Raw genomic sequence first — 17,805 nt, 5'->3', positions numbered from 1 at the left:
TCTCAGCCCTCCGTTCCGGGGTTCGCGACGGCCTGCGGGGCGACGCCGGCCTCGGTGGCCGGGGCCTGCGCCTGCGGGGCGTCACCGGCGGGACGACGACCGCGCGTCGGACGCTCGGCCCGGGGGCCGCGCGGACCGCGGGGCGCGTTCGCCTGCTGCTGCGCGAGCTCGCGGCTCGTCAGGTCGCCCTTGTAGACCCAGACCTTGACGCCGATGCGGCCGAACGTCGTCTTGGCCTCGTAGAAGCCGTAGTCGATGTTCGCGCGGAGCGTGTGCAGGGGGACGCGGCCCTCGCGGTAGAACTCCGAGCGGCTCATCTCGGCGCCGCCGAGGCGACCCGAGCACTGCACCCGGATGCCCTTGGCGCCGGCGCGCGAGGCCGTCTGCATGCCCTTGCGCATCGCGCGGCGCCACGCCACGCGGCTCGCGAGCTGCTCGGCGATGCCCTGGGCGACCAGCTGCGCATCCGTCTCGGGGTTCTTGACCTCGAGGATGTTGAGCTGGACCTGCTTGCCCGTGAGCTTCTCGAGCTCGCCGCGCAGGCGGTCGGCCTCCGCGCCGCGGCGGCCGATGACGATGCCCGGTCGCGCCGTGTGGATGTCCACGCGCACGCGGTCGCGGGTGCGCTCGATGTCGACCTTGGCGATGCCGGCGCGCTCCATGCCCGTGGACATGAGCTTGCGGATCGACACGTCCTCGCCCACGTAGTCGCGGTAGCGCTGGCCGGACTTCGTCGAGTCGGCGAACCACCGGGAGCGGTGCTCGGTGGTGATGCCCAGCCGGAAGCCGTGCGGGTTGACCTTCTGGCCCACTAGGAGCTCCTCCCCGTCGTCGAGGTCGTCGCGGCGGCGCGCGCCGGCACGGGCGCGACCACCACCGTGATGTGGCTGGTGCGCTTGTTGATGCGCGCCGCGCGGCCCTGGGCCCGCGGGCGGAACCGCTTCATCGTCGGGCCCTCGTCGACGAACGCCGCGGACACGACCATCTCGCGCTCGTCGAAGGCCTCACCGGCCTGGTCGGCCTTCACGCGGGCGTTCGCGATCGCGCTCTGCACGACCTTGCGCACGGGCTCGCTCGCCGCCTGCGGCGCGAACTCGAGCACCGCGAGGGCGTCGCCCGCCCGCTTGCCACGGACGAGGTCGACGACGCGCCGGGCCTTCTGGGGCGTGACGCGCACGTAGCGCGCCTTCGCCATGGCTTCCATCGCTGTCCTGCCTTCTCTTCCTTCGGTCTTCCCGGAGGTCTCGTCGCTGCTGACCCGAGGTCAGCGGCGACGGCCCTTCCGGTCGTCCTTCACGTGGCCGCGGAAGGTCCGCGTGGGGGCGAACTCCCCCAGCTTGTGGCCGACCATCGCCTCGGTGACAAACACCGGGACGTGCTTGCGGCCGTCGTGCACCGCGAAGGTGTGGCCCAGGAAGTCCGGGGTGACGACGGAGCGCCGGGACCAGGTCTTGATGACGTTCTTCGTGCCCTTCTCGTTCTGCACGTCCACCTTCTTCTGGAGGTGGTCGTCGACGAAGGGGCCCTTCTTCAGGCTGCGCGGCATGTCCGGTCTCCTCAGCGCTTCTTGCCGGTGCGGCGCCGGCGGACGATCTGCTTGTCGCTGGGCTTGCCCGGACGACGCGTGCGGCCCTCGGGCTGGCCCCAGGGGCTCACCGGGTGGCGACCGCCGGAGGTCTTGCCCTCACCACCGCCGTGCGGGTGGTCGATCGGGTTCATCGCGACGCCGCGGACGGTGGGACGGCGGCCCTTCCAGCGCATGCGGCCGGCCTTGCCCCAGCTGATGTTCGACTGCTCGGCGTTGCCGACCTCACCGACCGTGGCGCGGCAGCGCACGTCGACGTTCCGGATCTCGCCCGAGGGCATGCGCAGCTGGGCGTTGCCGCCCTCGCGCGCCACGAGCTGCACCGAGGTGCCGGCCGAGCGGGCGATCTTGGCGCCGCCGCCGGGACGCAGCTCGATGGCGTGCACCACCGTGCCGACCGGGATGTTGCGCAGCGGCAGGTTGTTGCCGGGGCGGATGTCGGCGCCGGGGCCGTTCTCCACCACGTCGCCCTGCTTGAGGCGGGTCGGCGCGATGATGTAGCGCTTCTCGCCGTCCACGTAGTGCAGCAGCGCGATCCGCGCCGTGCGGTTGGGGTCGTACTCGATGTGAGCGACCGTGGCCGGCACGCCGTCCTTGTCGTGGCGCCGGAAGTCGACCACCCGGTAGGCGCGCTTGTGGCCGCCGCCCTGGTGGCGCGTCGTGATGCGCCCGCTGCTGTTGCGCCCGCCCTTCTTGGGCAGGGGGCGCACCAGCGACTTCTCCGGCGTGGACCGCGTGATCTCGACGAAGTCGGCGACGGACGAGCCGCGGCGGCCCGGCGTCGTCGGCTTGTACTTGCGGATTCCCATGCTTCAGTCCTCTTCTGTGGCGCCGGCTCAGGCCGTCGTGCCGAAGATGTCGATGGAGTCGCCCTCGCGGAGGGTGACGATGGCGCGCTTGGTGTCCTTGCGCCGCCCCGTCCCGCCCCGCGTGCGGCGAGCCTTGCCCTGGCGGTTGAGCGTGTTGACGCCCGTGACCTTCACGCCGAAGACGCGCTCGACCGCGATGCGGATCTCGGTCTTGTTGGCCCGCGGGTCGACGAGGAACGTGTACTTGCCCTCGTCGAGGAGCGAGTAGCTCTTCTCGGAGACCACCGGCGCGAGCAGCACGTCGCGCGGGTCCTTGCCGAAGCGCGCCGAGAGGGTGCCGGCCGAGGCCAGGTCCTTCTCGACGGCGCCCTCGGCCGTCGTCGTGCCTGCCTCGCTCACGCCTCGCCCTCGCTCTCGGCCGTGGCGGCCTCGCGGCCGCCGAGGAACGCCCGCAGGGCGGCCGTCGTGAAGACGACGTCGTCGCTGCAGAGCACGTCGTAGGTGTTCAGCTGGTCGGCCCGCAGTAGGTGCACCTCGGGCGCGTTGCGCAGGCTGAGCCAGGTGTTCTCGTCAGCGCGGTCGACGACGACGAGGAAGCTCGCCCGGCCCTCGAGGCCCGGGAGCGCACGCAGCGCCGCGAGGCCCGCTCGGGTGGACGGCGCCTCGGCGAACGGGCCCTCGACGACGTGGACGCGGCCGTAGCGGGCGCGGTCCGAGAGCGCGCCGCGCAGGGCGGCCGCCTTCATCTTCTTGGGCGTCCGCTGGCTGTAGTCGCGCGGCTGCGGGCCGTGGACCGTGCCACCGCCGGCGAACTGCGGCGCGCGGGTCGACCCCTGGCGGGCGCGACCGGTGCCCTTCTGGCGGAAGGGCTTCTTGCCGCCGCCGCGCACGTCGCCGCGCGTCTTCGTGGCGTGCGTGCCCTGGCGGGCCGCCGCGAGCTGCGCGACGACGACCTGGTGGATGAGCGGCACGTTGGCGACGACGTCGAAGACGTCGCCCGGCAGCTCGGCGGAGCCGGTGACGGCACCGCTCACGTCGTGCACGTCGACCGTGCGCGTCGTCGGCTGCGCGCCGACCGTGGTGGTCGTGGTCATGGGGCTCAGGCCTCCTTCGCGATCGCCTTGGCCGGCGTGCGCACGAGGACCACGCCGTTCTTCGGGCCGGGGACCGCGCCCTTGATGAGGATGAGGCCCTTCTCGACGTCGACCGAGTGGACCGTGAGGTTCTGCGTCGTCTGGCGCACGTGGCCCATGCGGCCCGCCATGCGCATCCCCTTGAAGACGCGGCCCGGGGTCGCGCACCCGCCGATGGAGCCGGGCTTGCGGTGGTTGCGGTGCGCGCCGTGCGAGGCGCCGACGCCGTGGAAGCCGTGGCGCTTCATGACGCCCGCGGTGCCCTTGCCCTTGGTGGTGCCGACGACGTCGACGACCTGACCGGCCGAGAAGAGCTCCGCGGAGACCTCCTGGCCGGGGGTGAAGCCCGCGGCGTCGGCCGTGCGGATCTCGACGACGTGGCGACGGGGCGTCACGCCGGCCTTGGCGAAGTGGCCCGTGAGCGGCTTGGTCACGCGACGGGGGTCGACGGCGCCGGCGGCGAGCTGGACGGCCGAGTAGCCGTCCTTCTCGGGCGTGCGCACCTGGGTGACGACGTTCGGCGAGGCCTGCACGACGGTCACGGGGACGAGGCGCCCCTCGGCGTCCCAGACCTGGGTCATCCCCAGCTTGGACCCCAGCAGACCGGCGACGACGCGCTGGTCGGGAGTGGTGGTGGTCATGGCGTCAGCAGTCCTCAGAGCTTGATCTCGATGTTCACGTCAGCCGGCAGGTCGAGCCGCATGAGCGAGTCGACCGCCTTCGGCGTGGGGTCGATGATGTCGATGAGCCGCTTGTGCGTGCGCATCTCGAAGTGCTCGCGGCTGTCCTTGTACTTGTGCGGGGAGCGGATCACGCAGAACGTGTTCTTCTCCGTCGGCAGCGGCACCGGGCCCACGACCGTCGCACCAGCGCGGGTCACCGTGTCGACGATCTTGCGCGCCGAGCTGTCGATGACCTCGTGGTCGTAGGACTTGAGCCGGATGCGGATCTTCTGTCCCGCCATGGCGTCGCGATCTCTCTCTCCGTCGTACCGCTGAGGTCCTGCGGGCCGCCCCACGAGGGGCGCGGCCCGCCGTGCTCGCCCCGGGCCGCCGACCCCCGAGGTCGGGAGTGTCGCGCTGGCCTCGTGCGAGCGGGCCCCCCTCCCCCACCACCCCGAGGGGCGGTGCGGGCGGGACCCGGCGAGTGCGTGTCGTGCCGTCGTGCGTGGTGCTGTCCGGGGCGTCCCCGGCGCCGCTCCTGCGGCAGCCGACCAGCCCGGCGGACCGGGCGGCGGCGCGCGGGCGTGCGCCTGCGCGGATCAACTGGAGCAGTTTGCCAGAGGGTGCTGCCGGTTGGCCAATCGCCCTGCGGCGTCGCGTCCGCTCCCCCGCCCGACCGCTCCCCCGTCCGGCCCTGGACGCAGCAGGAGCCCGGACGACGGGCGTCCGGGCTCCTGCTGCCGGCCGCGGCCCGACCCGGAGGTCGAGCCGCGGCGCGGTCCGCCCCGAGGGGCGAGGTGTCACTGGGTGATGCTGGTCACCTGGCCGGCGCCGACGGTGCGGCCGCCCTCGCGGATGGTGAAGCGCAGGCCCTGCTCCATGGCCACCGGCTGGATGAGGTTGACCTTCATGTCGGTGTTGTCGCCCGGCATGACCATCTCGGTGCCCTCCGGCAGCTCGATGACGCCCGTCACGTCCGTCGTGCGGAAGTAGAACTGCGGGCGGTAGTTCGAGTAGAAGGGGTTGTGCCGGCCGCCCTCGTCCTTGGACAGGATGTAGACCGACGCCTCGAACTGGGTGTGCGGCACGATCGAGCCCGGCTTGCAGATGACCTGCCCGCGCTCGACGTCCTCGCGCTTGATGCCGCGCAGCAGGAGGCCGACGTTCTCGCCCGCGCGCGCCTCGTCGAGGAGCTTGCGGAACATCTCGACGCCCGTGACGGTCGTCTTGGTCTTGGTCTCCTTGATGCCGACGATCTCGACGTCCTCGTTCACGTTGAGCTTGCCGCGCTCGACGCGACCGGTGACGACGGTGCCGCGACCGGTGATGGTGAAGACGTCCTCGACCGGCATGAGGAACGGCTGGTCGATGTCGCGCTCGGGCTCGGGGATCGCCGTGTCGACGGCGTTCATGAGCTCCATGAGCTTGTCGCTCCACTCGGCGTCGCCCTCGAGCGCCTTCAGCGCCGAGACGCGGACGACGGGGACGTCGTCGCCGGGGAACTCGTAGGAGGTCAGCAGCTCGCGGACCTCCATCTCGACGAGCTCGAGGATCTCCTCGTCCTCCACCATGTCGGCCTTGTTGAGGGCGACGACGATGTAGGGGACGTTGACCTGGCGGGCGAGGAGCACGTGCTCGCGGGTCTGGGGCATCGGGCCGTCGGTGGCGGCGACGACGAGGATCGCGCCGTCCATCTGCGCCGCGCCGGTGATCATGTTCTTGATGTAGTCGGCGTGACCGGGGCAGTCGACGTGGGCGTAGTGGCGCGCCTCCGTCTGGTACTCGACGTGCGCGATGGAGATCGTGATGCCGCGGGCCTTCTCCTCGGGCGCCTTGTCGATCATGTCGAAGGCGGACGCCTGGTTGAGGTCCGGGTACTTGTCGTGCAGCACCTTGGTGATCGCCGCGGTCAGCGTCGTCTTGCCGTGGTCGATGTGACCGATGGTGCCGATGTTGACGTGCGGCTTGGTGCGCTCGAACTTGGCCTTCGCCACTGGGTCCTCCTGGGATGTCTCTGGCGTGGTCTTCGGTGGTGCTGGCTGCCGCCCCGCGGCGGGGGCGCCGGTGCCGGTCGGGCCGGCGGTGCGTCCGTCAGGACGCGGAGGGCGACCGGGTGGTCACTCCCCGCGGACCTTCTTGACGATCTCCTCGGCCACGGCGCGCGGGACCTCGGCGTAGCTGTCGAACGACATGGAGTACACCGCACGTCCCTGCGTCTTGCTCCGCAGGTCCCCGACGTACCCGAACATCTCCGACAGCGGCACCTGGGCGCGGACGACCTTGGCACCGCTCGCGTCCTCCATGGCCTGGATGAGGCCGCGGCGGGAGTTGATGTCGCCGATGACGTCGCCCATGTACTCCTCGGGCGTGCGCACCTCGACGGCCATGACCGGCTCGAGGAGGACCGGGTCCGCGCGGCGGACGGCCTCCTTGAGGACCTGGGAGCCGGCGATCTTGAACGCCATCTCCGAGGAGTCCACGTCGTGGTAGGCGCCGTCCAGCAGCGTCGCCTTGATGCCGACCATCGGGTAGCCCGCGACGACGCCGAGCGCCATCGCGTCCTGGATGCCGGCGTCGACGCTGGGGATGTACTCGCGGGGCACGCGGCCACCGGTCACCTTGTTGGAGAACTCGTACATCGGCGCGTCGGCCTCGGTGGTGTCGAGCGGCTCGATCGACACCTGCACCTTGGCGAACTGCCCGGACCCGCCGGTCTGCTTCTTGTGCGTGTAGTCGACCTTCTCGACCGACCGGCGGATCGTCTCGCGGTAGGCCACCTGGGGCTTGCCGACGTTCGCCTCGACGCGGAACTCACGGCGCATGCGGTCGACGAGGATGTCGAGGTGGAGCTCGCCCATGCCGCGGATGATCGTCTGGCCGGTCTCCTCGTCGAGCTGGACCTGGAAGGTCGGGTCCTCCTCGGCGAGCTTCTGGATGGCCGTGCTGAGCTTCTCCTGGTCGCCCTTGGTCTTGGGCTCGATGGCCACGGAGATGACCGGCTCGGGGAAGGTCATCGACTCGAGGACGACCTGGTCCTGCGGGTCGCAGAGCGTGTCGCCGGTGGTCGTGTCCTTGAGGCCGATCATCGCGTAGATGTGGCCGGCGCGGGCCTCGTCGACCGGGTTCTCCTTGTTGGAGTGCATCTGGAAGAGCTTCCCGATGCGCTCCTTCTTGCCCTTGGTCGAGTTGGCGACCGGCGAGCCCGCCGCCACGCGGCCCGAGTAGACCCGGACGTAGGTGAGCTTGCCGAAGAAGGGGTGCGAGGCGACCTTGAACGCCAGCGCCGAGAAGGGCTCGGTGACGTCCGCGTGGCGGACGATCTCCTTGTCCTCGTCGCGGACGTCGTGGCCGTGCACCGACTCCACGTCGAGCGGGGTCGGCAGGTAGTCGAGCACCGCGTCGAGCATGGGCTGGACGCCCTTGTTCTTGAACGCCGAGCCGCACAGGACGGGGTACTGCTCGCTCGCGACCGTGACCTTGCGCACCGCGGCCTTGATCTCCTCGGGGGAGATCTCCTCGCCGCCGAGGTACTTCTCCATCAGCGACTCGTCGGTGTCGGCGATCGCCTCGAGGAGCTTGTCGCGGTACTCCGCCGCCGTCTCCGCGAGGTCGGCCGGGATCTCCTCGATCTCGTAGGCCTCGCCCTTGCCCGTCTCGCCGCGCCAGGTCAGCGCGCGCATGTAGACGAGGTCGACGACGCCCACGAAGTCGTTCTCCGCGCCGATCGGGATCTGCAGCACGAGCGGGGTGGCGCCCAGGCGGTCCTCGATCGTGCGGACCGTGAAGAAGAAGTCCGCGCCGAGCTTGTCCATCTTGTTGACGAAGCAGATGCGCGGGACGTCGTACTTGTCGGCCTGGCGCCACACCGTCTCGGACTGGGGCTCGACGCCCTCCTTGCCGTCGAAGACCGCGACGGCCCCGTCGAGCACGCGCAGGGACCGCTCCACCTCGACGGTGAAGTCGACGTGCCCCGGCGTGTCGATGATGTTGATCTGGGTGCCCTCCCAGAAGCAGGTGGTGGCCGCGGAGGTGATGGTGATCCCCCGCTCCTGCTCCTGCTCCATCCAGTCCATGGTGGCCGCGCCGTCGTGGACCTCACCGATCTTGTAGTTGATCCCGGTGTAGAACAGGATCCGCTCGGTGGTGGTGGTCTTGCCGGCGTCGATGTGCGCCATGATCCCGATGTTGCGGACCTTCGTGAGGTCCGTCAGGACGTCCTGTGCCACGGCTCTAGCAGCCTCTTCCCTGGGCTCGTCGGTGGCCCCGTCGTGCACTGGCGTGCAGGGCCGGCGTGCGCGGTGCGCGCCGCGCGGGCGAGGAGCTCGCCCGCGCGGTCGGCGTCACCAGCGGTAGTGCGCGAAGGCCTTGTTGGACTCGGCCATCTTGTGCGTGTCCTCACGACGCTTCACCGCGGCGCCGAGGCCGTTGCTCGCGTCGAGGATCTCGTTCATGAGGCGCTCGGTCATCGTCTTCTCGCGGCGCGCCTTGGAGTAGCCCACGAGCCAGCGCAGGGCCAGCGTCGTGGAGCGGCCCGCGCGGACCTCGACCGGGACCTGGTACGTCGCGCCGCCGACGCGGCGGCTGCGGACCTCGAGGGCCGGCTTGACGTTGTCGAGCGCGCGCTTGAGCGCGATGACCGGGTCGTTGCCGGTCCTCGTCCGGGCGCCCTCGAGCGCGCCGTAGACGATGCGCTCGGCGGTGGACTTCTTGCCGTCGACGAGCACCTTGTTCACCAGCTGGGTCACCAGCGGCGAGCCGTAGACGGGGTCGACGACGAGCGGCCTCTTCGGGGCCGGTCCCTTGCGCGGCATCAGCGCTTCTCCTTCTTCGCTCCGTAGCGGCTGCGCGCCTGCTTGCGGTTCTTCACGCCCTGCGTGTCGAGCGAGCCGCGGACGATCTTGTAGCGGACGCCGGGCAGGTCCTTCACGCGGCCGCCGCGCACGAGCACGATCGAGTGCTCCTGCAGGTTGTGGCCCACGCCGGGGATGTACGCCGTGACCTCGATGCCGCTGGAGAGCCGCACGCGCGCGACCTTGCGCAGCGCCGAGTTCGGCTTCTTGGGCGTCGTGGTGTACACGCGGGTGCACACGCCGCGGCGCTGGGGGCTCCCCTTGAGGGCCGGGGTCTTCTGCTTCCCGACCTTGTCCTGCCGGCCCTTGCGGACCAGCTGCTGGATCGTGGGCACCGGTGCTCCTGAACTCTCATCGTCTGTGCGGGCCGCCGCCCTCGGCAGGCGGCTCTCGTGCGGGTGCCGCGCTCGCGCGCGGGCCCCGTGCTGCGTGGAGGGCCTCAGCCCACCCCCGCGCTCGGGCGTGTCTGCCAGCGTGGTGCCTGGCGGTGCGGGACCGGTCAGCCGGCCCGGCGCCCGTGGGCGCCGGCCCGGAGGGCCACCGCCGTGCGCCACCGGTCGCGGGGCGCGCGCGAGCACCCGGGTCACCGGACGTCCTGACGAGGATAGGCGCACGCCCCGGCACCGTCAAAGACGGCCGCCGGTGGCCGGGCGCCCAACCGGTGCCGAGGCCGGACCCGCNACCCCCGCGCTCGGGCGTGTCTGCCAGCGTGGTGCCTGGCGGTGCGGGACCGGTCAGCCGGCCCGGCGCCCGTGGGCGCCGGCCCGGAGGGCCACCGCCGTGCGCCACCGGTCGCGGGGCGCGCGCGAGCACCCGGGTCACCGGACGTCCTGACGAGGATAGGCGCACGCCCCGGCACCGTCAAAGACGGCCGCCGGTGGCCGGGCGCCCAACCGGTGCCGAGGCCGGCCCCGGGGGACCTCAGCGGTAGTCGCCGCCGAGGTCGTACTCCTCGAGCGGCACGGCCTGGCCCGAGCCCAGCCCGAAGTGGTCGTAGTCGACCTCCTCGTAGCCCGGCATCGAGTACATCGCCGCCTTCGCCTCCTCCGTCGGCTCGACGACCACGTCGCGGTAGCGCGACAGGCCCGTGCCGGCCGGGATCAGCTTGCCCAGGATGACGTTCTCCTTGAGGCCCAGCAGCGGGTCGCTGCGGCCCGCGAGGGCGGCCTCGGTGAGCACCTTGGTCGTCTCCTGGAAGGACGCCGCCGACAGCCACGAGTCGGTGGCCAGCGACGCCTTGGTGATGCCCATGAGCTCCGGCCGCCCCGCCGCCGGGCTGCCGCCCTCGGCCACGACCCGGCGGTTCTCCTCCTCGAAGCGGGCTCGCTCGGCGAGCTCGCCCGGGAGCAGCCCCGCGTCACCGGCGTCGATGATCGTCACCCGGCGCAGCATCTGCCGGACGATGACCTCGATGTGCTTGTCGTGGATGCCCACGCCCTGGCTGCGGTAGACCTCCTGCACCTCGTCCACGAGGTGCTGCTGCACCTTGCGCGGGCCGAGGATGCGGAGCACCTGCTTGGGGTCGACGGCGCCCTGGACGAGCTGGTCGCCCACCTCGACGTGCTGCCCGTCGCCCACGAGCAGGCGCGAGCGCTTGGTGAGCGGGTAGGCGATCTCCTCGCCCCCGTCGTCCGGGGTGACGACGAGGCGGCGCGCGCGCTCCGTCTCGTCGACGCTCACCCGGCCGGCGACCTCGCTGATCGGGGCAACGCCCTTGGGGGTGCGGGCCTCGAAGAGCTCCTGGACGCGCGGGAGGCCGTGGGTGATGTCGTCACCCGCGACGCCGCCCGTGTGGAAGGTGCGCATCGTCAGCTGGGTGCCCGGCTCGCCGATGGACTGGGCGGCGATGATGCCGACCGCCTCGCCGATGTCGACGAGCTTGCCGGTGGCCAGCGAGCGGCCGTAGCAGCGGGCGCAGGTGCCGACGCGGGACTCGCAGGTGAGCACCGAGCGGACCTTGATCTCCCGCACGCCCTGCGCGACGAGGCTGTCGATGAGGACGTCGCCGACGTCGCTGCCCGCCGGGGCGAGCACCTCGCCGCTGTCGGAGGTCGCGTCGGAGGCCAGCGTGCGCGAGTACACGCTCGTCTCGACGTGCTCCCCGCGGCGCAGGCCGCTGCCGTCGGCGGCGTCGTCCGCGATCGGCAGGACGAGCCCGCGGCGGGTCCCGCAGTCCTCCTCGCGGACGATGACGTCCTGGGAGACGTCGACCAGCCGGCGGGTGAGGTAGCCCGAGTCCGCCGTCCGCAGCGCGGTGTCGGCGAGCCCCTTGCGGGCGCCGTGGCTGGAGATGAAGTACTCCAGGACCGAGAAGCCCTCGCGGAAGTTCGACTTCACCGGGCGGGGGATGATCTCGCCCTTCGGGTTGGCCACGAGGCCGCGCATGCCGGCGATCTGGCGGACCTGCATCCAGTTGCCTCGCGCCCCGGAGGTGACCATCCGGTACACCGAGTTGCGCGTGGCGTTGGCGTCGAGGTTGTCCTGCATGTCCTTGGCGACGACGTTGGTCGCCTCGGTCCAGATCTCGATGAGCTCCTGGCGGCGCTCGTCGTCGGTGATGAGGCCCATCTCGTACTGCTGCTGGACCTTCTCCGCCTTGGCCTCGTAGGTCTCGAGGATCTCCTGCTTGTTCGGCGGCGTGAGCACGTCGGCGATGGAGATCGTCGTCCCCGAGCGGGTGGCCCAGTGGAAGCCCGTCTCCTTGAGCGCGTCGAGCGTCGCGGCGACCTGGCCCTTGTCGTAGCGCTCGGCGAGGTCGTTGACGATCGTCGACAGGCGCTTCTTGTCCACGCCCTCGTTGACGAAGGCGTAGTCCACCGGGAGCGTCTCGTTGAACAGCGCCCGGCCGAGGGTCGTCTCGAGCACGAGCGGCTGCCCGGGCTCCCAGCCCTCCGGCAGCGCCGCCCCCGCCGGGGGCACGACGCCGTCGAGGCGCAGCTTGACAGGCGACCCGACCTCGAGCTCACGGGCGTCGTGCGCCATGAGCGCCTCGGCGACCGACCCGAAGGAGCGGCCCTCCCCCGCGCCGCCCTCGCGCAGGGCGGTGAGGTGGAACAGCCCGATGATCATGTCCTGGCTGGGCATGGTCACGGGGCGGCCGTCGGCCGGCTTGAGGATGTTGTTGCTGCTCAGCATGAGGATGCGGGCCTCGGCCTGCGCCTCGGTGGACAGCGGCAGGTGGACGGCCATCTGGTCGCCGTCGAAGTCGGCGTTGAACGCCGTGCAGACGAGCGGGTGGATCTGGATGGCCTTGCCCTCGACCAGCTGCGGCTCGAACGCCTGGATGCCGAGGCGGTGCAGCGTGGGCGCGCGGTTGAGGAGCACCGGGTGCTCGGTGATGACCTCCTCGAGGACGTCCCACACGTGGCCGTAGCGGGCGCCGGAGCCGCCGGCGCGCTCGACCATGCGCTTGGCCGACTTGATGTTCTGCGCGTGGTTGAGGTCCACGAGCCGCTTCATGACGAAGGGCTTGAAGAGCTCGAGCGCCATCTGCTTGGGCAGGCCGCACTGGTGCAGCTTCAGCTGCGGGCCGACGACGATGACCGAGCGGCCCGAGTAGTCGACGCGCTTGCCGAGCAGGTTCTGGCGGAAGCGCCCCTGCTTGCCCTTGAGCAGGTCCGACAGGGACTTCAGCGGCCGGTTGCCCGGGCCGGTGACCGGACGGCCGCGGCGGCCGTTGTCGAACAGCGAGTCCACGGCCTCCTGGAGCATCCGCTTCTCGTTGTTGACGATGATCTCGGGCGCGCCGAGGTCGAGCAGCCGCTTGAGGCGGTTGTTCCGGTTGATGACGCGCCGGTACAGGTCGTTGAGGTCGCTCGTGGCGAAGCGGCCGCCGTCGAGCTGCACCATCGGGCGCAGGTCCGGCGGGATGACCGGGACGCAGTCGAGCACCATGCCCATCGGCGAGTTGCTCGTCGTGAGGAAGTTCGACACGACCTTGAGCCGCTTGAGGGCGCGGGTCTTCTTCTGCCCCTTGCCCGAGCGGATGATCTCGCGCAGCGACTCGGCCTCGGCCTCGAGGTCGAAGGACTCCAGGCGCTTCTGGATGGCCGCGGCGCCCATGCTGCCCTCGAAGTACAGGCCGTAGCGGTCGCGCAGCTCGCGGTAGAGCACCTCGTCGCCCTCGAGGTCGGAGACCTTGAGCTTGGAGAAGCGGTCCCAGACCTGCGTGAGGCGGTCGACCTCCGCGTCCGCACGGCGGCGGATCTGGTTCATCTCCCGCTCGGCGCTCTCGCGCACCTTGCGGCGGGCGTCGGACTTCGCGCCCTCGGCCTCGAGCTCGGCGATGTCGGACTCCAGGCGCTTGGCCCGGGCCTCGACGTCGGCGTCACGCCGGTCGGCGACCTGCTTCTTCTCGACCTCGATGCCGGCCTGCAGCGAGGGCAGGTCGCGGTGCCGGGACTCCTCGTCCACCCACGTGATCATGTAGGCGGCGAAGTAGATGACCTTCTCGAGGTCCTTGGGGGCGAGGTCCAGCAGGTAGCCGAGCCGGCTCGGGACGCCCTTGAAGTACCAGATGTGGGTGACGGGGGCGGCGAGCTCGATGTGGCCCATCCGCTCGCGGCGCACCTTGGCGCGCGTCACCTCGACGCCGCAGCGCTCGCAGATGATGCCCTTGAAGCGCACGCGCTTGTACTTGCCGCAGTAGCACTCCCAGTCCCGCGTGGGACCGAAGATCTTCTCGCAGAAGAGACCGTCCTTCTCCGGCTTCAGCGTCCGGTAGTTGATGGTCTCGGGCTTCTTGACCTCGCCGAAGCTCCAGTCGCGGATGCTGTCCGCGGTGGCCAGGCCGATGCGCAGGTCGTCGAAGAGGTTGCCGTCGAGCAAGGGGTGTCCTTCTCTCGCGTGAAGGGTGGTGGATCAGGGGACGCCGCTCCCCCGCCGACCTGCCCCCGCCGGGGCGGGGACGGGGCCGGGCGCCGGCTCAGACCTCCTCGACGCTGCTCGGCTCGCGCCGGGACAGGTCGATGCCGAGCTCCTCGGCGGCGCGGAACACGTCGTCGTCCGAGTCGCGCATCTCGATCAGCGTGCCGTCGGCCGAGAGGACCTCGACGTTCAGGCAGAGCGACTGCATCTCCTTGATGAGCACCTTGAAGGACTCGGGGATGCCGGGCTCGGGGATGTTCTCCCCCTTGACGATGGCCTCGTAGACCTTCACGCGGCCCAGGACGTCGTCGGACTTGATCGTCAGCAGCTCCTGGAGCGCGTAGGCGGCGCCGTAGGCCTCGAGGGCCCACACCTCCATCTCGCCGAACCGCTGGCCGCCGAACTGGGCCTTACCGCCCAGCGGCTGCTGCGTGATCATCGAGTAGGGGCCCGTGGAGCGGGCGTGGATCTTGTCGTCGACGAGGTGGTGGAGCTTGAGGATGTACTGGTAGCCCACCGACACCGGCTCGGGGAACGGCTCGCCGGAGCGGCCGTCGAAGAGCCGGGCCTTGCCCGTGCCGTCGACGAGGCGGACCCCGTCGCGGTTCGGCGTCGTCGAGCCGAGCAGCCCGGTGATCTCGTCCTCCGAGGCGCCGTCGAAGACCGGCGACGCGACGTTGGTGCGGGGCTCGGCGCTGCGGGCCGCCTCGGGCAGCGAGGCCGCCCACTCCGGCGTCCCCTCGACCTGCCAGCCGCGGGAGGCGATCCACCCGAGGTGCAGCTCCAGCACCTGGCCGACGTTCATGCGGCCCGGCACGCCGAGCGGGTTGAGCACGATGTCGACCGGGGTCCCGTCCTCGAGGAACGGCATGTCCTCGACGGGGAGGATCTTCGAGATGACGCCCTTGTTGCCGTGGCGGCCGGCCAGCTTGTCGCCGTCCGTGATCTTGCGGCGCTGGGCCGTGTAGACGCGGACGAGCTGGTTGACGCCCGGCGGCAGCTCGTCGCCCTCGTCGCGGTCGAAGACCTTGACGCCGATGACGGTGCCGGTCTCGCCGTGGGGCACCTTGAGCGAGGTGTCGCGCACCTCGCGCGCCTTCTCGCCGAAGATCGCGCGCAGCAGCCGCTCCTCGGGGGTCAGCTCGGTCTCCCCCTTGGGCGTGACCTTGCCGACGAGGACGTCGCCGGGGACGACCTCGGCGCCGATGCGGATGATGCCCCGCTCGTCGAGGTCGGCGAGGACCTCCTCGGAGACGTTGGGGATGTCGCGCGTGATCTCCTCGGCGCCCAGCTTGGTGTCGCGGGCGTCGACCTCGTGCTCCTCGATGTGGATCGAGGACAGGACGTCGTCCTGCACGATCCGCTGCGAGAGGATGATCGCGTCCTCGAAGTTGTGGCCCTCCCAGGACATGAAGGCCACGAGCAGGTTCTTGCCGAGCGCCAGCTCGCCGTTGTCCGTCGACGGGCCGTCGGCGAGGACGTCGCCGACCTCGACGTGCACGCCCTCGTCGACGACGACGCGCTGGTTGTACGACGTGCCCTGGTTGGAGCGCGTGAACTTCGCCAGGCGGTACGTCGAGGAGCTGCCGTCGTCGTTGCTGACGACCACCGCGTCGGCGGAGACCTCGGTGACGGCGCCCGCCTTCGTCGCGACGATGACGTCACCGGCGTCGACGGCCGCGTGCCGCTCCATGCCCGTGCCCACGAGCGGGGCCTCGGCCTTGACGAGCGGCACGGCCTGGCGCTGCATGTTCGAGCCCATGAGCGCGCGGTTGACGTCGTCGTGCTCGAGGAACGGGATCATCGCGGTCGCGACGGACACCATCTGCCGCGGCGAGACGTCCATGTAGTCGACCTCGTCGGCCGGCACGAACTCCGCCTCGCCGCCCTTGCTGCGCACGAGGACGCGGGCCTCGGCGAAGCGGTGGTCGTCGGTGAGCGGCGCGTTGGCCTGGGCGATGACGACGTCGTCCTCGTCGTCCGCCGTGAGGTAGACGACCTCGTCGGACACCACGCCGTCCGTGATGGTGCGGTACGGGGTCTCGACGAACCCGAAGGCGTTGATGCGCCCGTAGCTCGAGAGCGAGCCGATGAGGCCGATGTTCGGGCCCTCCGGGGTCTCGATCGGGCACATGCGGCCGTAGTGCGACGGGTGGACGTCGCGGACGTCCATGCCGGCGCGGTCGCGGGACAGACCACCGGGGCCGAGCGCCGAGAGGCGGCGCTTGTGGGTCAGGCCCGCCAGCGGGTTGGTCTGGTCCATGAACTGGCTCAGCTGGCTCGTCCCGAAGAACTCCTTGATGGAGGCCACGACGGGGCGGATGTTGATGAGCGTCTGGGGCGTGATGGCCTCGACGTCCTGCGTCGTCATGCGCTCGCGCACGACGCGCTCCATCCGGGACAGGCCCGTGCGGACCTGGTTCTGGATGAGCTCGCCGACGCTGCGCAGGCGGCGGTTGCCGAAGTGGTCGATGTCGTCGACCTCGACGCGCACGTCGGTCGGCTGCCCGTCCTCGTCGACGCCCGGCATCGTCGTCCCGCCGGCGTGGAGGGTGACGAGCAGGCGCACCGTGGCGGCGATGTCGTCGACCGAGAGCACGCCCTCGGACAGGGGCTCGGACATGCCGAGCTTCTTGTTGAGCTTGTAGCGGCCGACCTTGGCGAGGTCGTAGCGCTTGGGGTTGAAGTAGAGGTTCTCGAGCAGCGTCTGCGCGGCCTCGCGCGTGGGCGGCTCGCCCGGGCGCAGCTTGCGGTACAGGTCCAGCAGCGCGTCGTCGGTGCTCTGGGCCCCGTCCTTCTCGAGGGTCGTGCGGATCGACTCGAAGTCGCCGAACTCCTCGAGGATCTTCGCCTCGCTCCACCCGAGCGCCTTGAGCAGGACCGTGACCGACTGCTTGCGCTTGCGGTCCACGCGCACGCCGACGGTGTCGCGCTTGTCGACCTCGAACTCGAGCCAGGCGCCGCGCGAGGGGATGACCTTGGCGGTGTAGACGTCCTTGTCGGACAGCTTGTCGACCGAGCGCTCGAAGTAGACGCCCGGCGAGCGGACGAGCTGGGAGACGACGACGCGCTCGGTGCCGTTGATGACGAAGGTGCCGCGGTCGGTCATGAGCGGGAAGTCGCCCATGAAGACCGTCTGGCTCTTGATCTCGCCCGTGGTGGCGTTCATGAACTCGGCCGTGACGAACAGCGGCGCGGCGTAGGTCATGTCGCGCTCCTTGCACTCCTCGAGGGAGTACTTCGGAGGCTCGAAGCGGTGGTCGCGGAAGGACAGCGACATGGAGCCGCTGAAGTCCTCGATCGGCGAGATCTCCTCGAAGATCTCCTCGAGGCCGGAGCTCGTGGGCACGTCCTGGCGGCCCTGCTCGAGCGCGTCGGCCACGCGGGCCTGCCAGCGCTCGTTGCCCAGCAGCCAGTCGAAGTTCTCGGTCTGGAGGGCGAGGAGGTCGGGGACGTCGAGCGGCTCGTCGATCTTGGCGAAGGAGATGCGGCGTGCGGCGGAGCTGGGGGTGGTGGAGTCAGACGCTGTGCGCGAGACGGCCAAGGAGGGTCCTTCCACGTGCCTGCGGGCGGATCGGTCGCCGTCCTGGGGGGGCGCTGCCGGACACCCCCCACCGGCGCGTCGTCACGGGACGCGGGCATCTGAGGGGTCGGCGCAGGACAGGGCGAAGTCGCGAGCGTAGTCGCAGGCAGGCTCGCGTGTCCAACCGGCGGCGTCGACGTCGTCGTCGGGGCCGCGGGTCGCCGCGGGTCACCGGGCGGCCGGGCTGGTGCGGTCGGAACTCTCGCCCAGGGGGCGCCCCCGGTCAAGCCGGGCGCGCCGGACGGACCCCGTCGGCGCCGTCGTCGGCGGCGGACGCGGCGAGGGGCGGGGGCCGCGGCTCGCGCCGCGGCCCCCGC

The 17,805-nt window shown here is 71.1% G+C and carries 14 protein-coding genes; all 14 read right to left on the bottom strand.

The features are described from left to right. Positions 1 to 2: 2 nt before the first annotated feature. Positions 3 to 812, bottom strand: a complete 810-nt coding sequence (gene rpsC, locus WDV85_RS08390) for a 30S ribosomal protein S3 (RefSeq protein WP_171201660.1) — start codon at positions 810 to 812, stop codon at positions 3 to 5. Beyond that, on the bottom strand, positions 812 to 1,204 hold the full coding sequence (rplV, locus tag WDV85_RS08385) for a 50S ribosomal protein L22 (protein ID WP_171201659.1): 393 nt from the start codon (positions 1,202 to 1,204) through the stop codon (positions 812 to 814). The genes rpsC and rplV overlap by 1 nt, the downstream gene beginning before the upstream one ends. A 60-nt stretch (positions 1,205 to 1,264) precedes the next feature. Continuing rightward, complete coding sequence (rpsS, locus tag WDV85_RS08380) at positions 1,265 to 1,546, bottom strand: 30S ribosomal protein S19 (protein WP_119139906.1); 282 nt, start codon at positions 1,544 to 1,546, stop codon at positions 1,265 to 1,267. Between the two features lie 11 nt (positions 1,547 to 1,557). Next, positions 1,558 to 2,394, bottom strand: a complete 837-nt coding sequence (rplB, locus tag WDV85_RS08375) for a 50S ribosomal protein L2 (protein ID WP_171201658.1) — start codon at positions 2,392 to 2,394, stop codon at positions 1,558 to 1,560. Positions 2,395 to 2,421: 27 nt separating this feature from the next. Continuing rightward, positions 2,422 to 2,745, bottom strand: coding sequence for a 50S ribosomal protein L23 (gene rplW / locus WDV85_RS08370; RefSeq protein WP_171201680.1), 324 nt, complete (start codon positions 2,743 to 2,745; stop codon positions 2,422 to 2,424). A gap of 44 nt (positions 2,746 to 2,789) precedes the next feature. Beyond that, a complete protein-coding gene (rplD, locus tag WDV85_RS08365) occupies positions 2,790 to 3,488 on the bottom strand; it encodes a 50S ribosomal protein L4 (protein WP_298801352.1) in 699 nt (232 codons plus the stop codon). A gap of 5 nt (positions 3,489 to 3,493) precedes the next feature. Then, entirely contained in the window at positions 3,494 to 4,168 is a 675-nt protein-coding gene (gene rplC, locus WDV85_RS08360) for a 50S ribosomal protein L3 (protein WP_171201656.1), read from the bottom strand. Positions 4,169 to 4,182: 14 nt separating this feature from the next. Continuing rightward, positions 4,183 to 4,491, bottom strand: a complete 309-nt coding sequence (gene rpsJ / locus WDV85_RS08355; RefSeq protein ID WP_123379910.1) for a 30S ribosomal protein S10 — start codon at positions 4,489 to 4,491, stop codon at positions 4,183 to 4,185. A 498-nt stretch (positions 4,492 to 4,989) separates the two neighbouring features. Beyond that, positions 4,990 to 6,183 (bottom strand): elongation factor Tu, encoded by a 1,194-nt coding sequence (gene tuf, locus WDV85_RS08350; RefSeq protein ID WP_171201655.1) that lies wholly within the window; start codon positions 6,181 to 6,183, stop codon positions 4,990 to 4,992. A 123-nt stretch (positions 6,184 to 6,306) separates the two neighbouring features. Beyond that, complete coding sequence (fusA, locus tag WDV85_RS08345; RefSeq protein ID WP_339570184.1) at positions 6,307 to 8,415, bottom strand: elongation factor G; 2,109 nt, start codon at positions 8,413 to 8,415, stop codon at positions 6,307 to 6,309. Positions 8,416 to 8,529: 114 nt separating this feature from the next. Next, on the bottom strand, positions 8,530 to 9,000 hold the full coding sequence (gene rpsG / locus WDV85_RS08340) for a 30S ribosomal protein S7 (RefSeq protein ID WP_339570183.1): 471 nt from the start codon (positions 8,998 to 9,000) through the stop codon (positions 8,530 to 8,532). Next, positions 9,000 to 9,374, bottom strand: coding sequence for a 30S ribosomal protein S12 (gene rpsL, locus WDV85_RS08335; RefSeq protein WP_123379914.1), 375 nt, complete (start codon positions 9,372 to 9,374; stop codon positions 9,000 to 9,002). Before rpsL ends, rpsG begins: the two co-directional genes overlap by 1 nt. A 586-nt stretch (positions 9,375 to 9,960) precedes the next feature. Beyond that, positions 9,961 to 13,866 carry a DNA-directed RNA polymerase subunit beta' gene (locus WDV85_RS08330; RefSeq protein WP_339570182.1) on the bottom strand — a complete coding sequence of 1,302 codons (3,906 nt, stop codon included), beginning with the start codon at positions 13,864 to 13,866 and terminating at the stop codon, positions 9,961 to 9,963. Between the two features lie 97 nt (positions 13,867 to 13,963). Then, positions 13,964 to 17,449, bottom strand: a complete 3,486-nt coding sequence (gene rpoB / locus WDV85_RS08325; RefSeq protein ID WP_445263217.1) for a DNA-directed RNA polymerase subunit beta — start codon at positions 17,447 to 17,449, stop codon at positions 13,964 to 13,966. Between the last annotated feature and the right edge of the window lie 356 nt (positions 17,450 to 17,805).

The sequence above is a fragment of the Pseudokineococcus sp. 5B2Z-1 genome, from assembly GCF_037482305.1.
In the GTDB taxonomy this organism is placed as follows: Bacteria; Actinomycetota; Actinomycetes; order Actinomycetales; family Quadrisphaeraceae; genus Pseudokineococcus.
The sequence above is the reverse complement of the archived record's forward strand: the minus strand, read 5'-3'. Positions and strand labels throughout refer to the sequence as shown.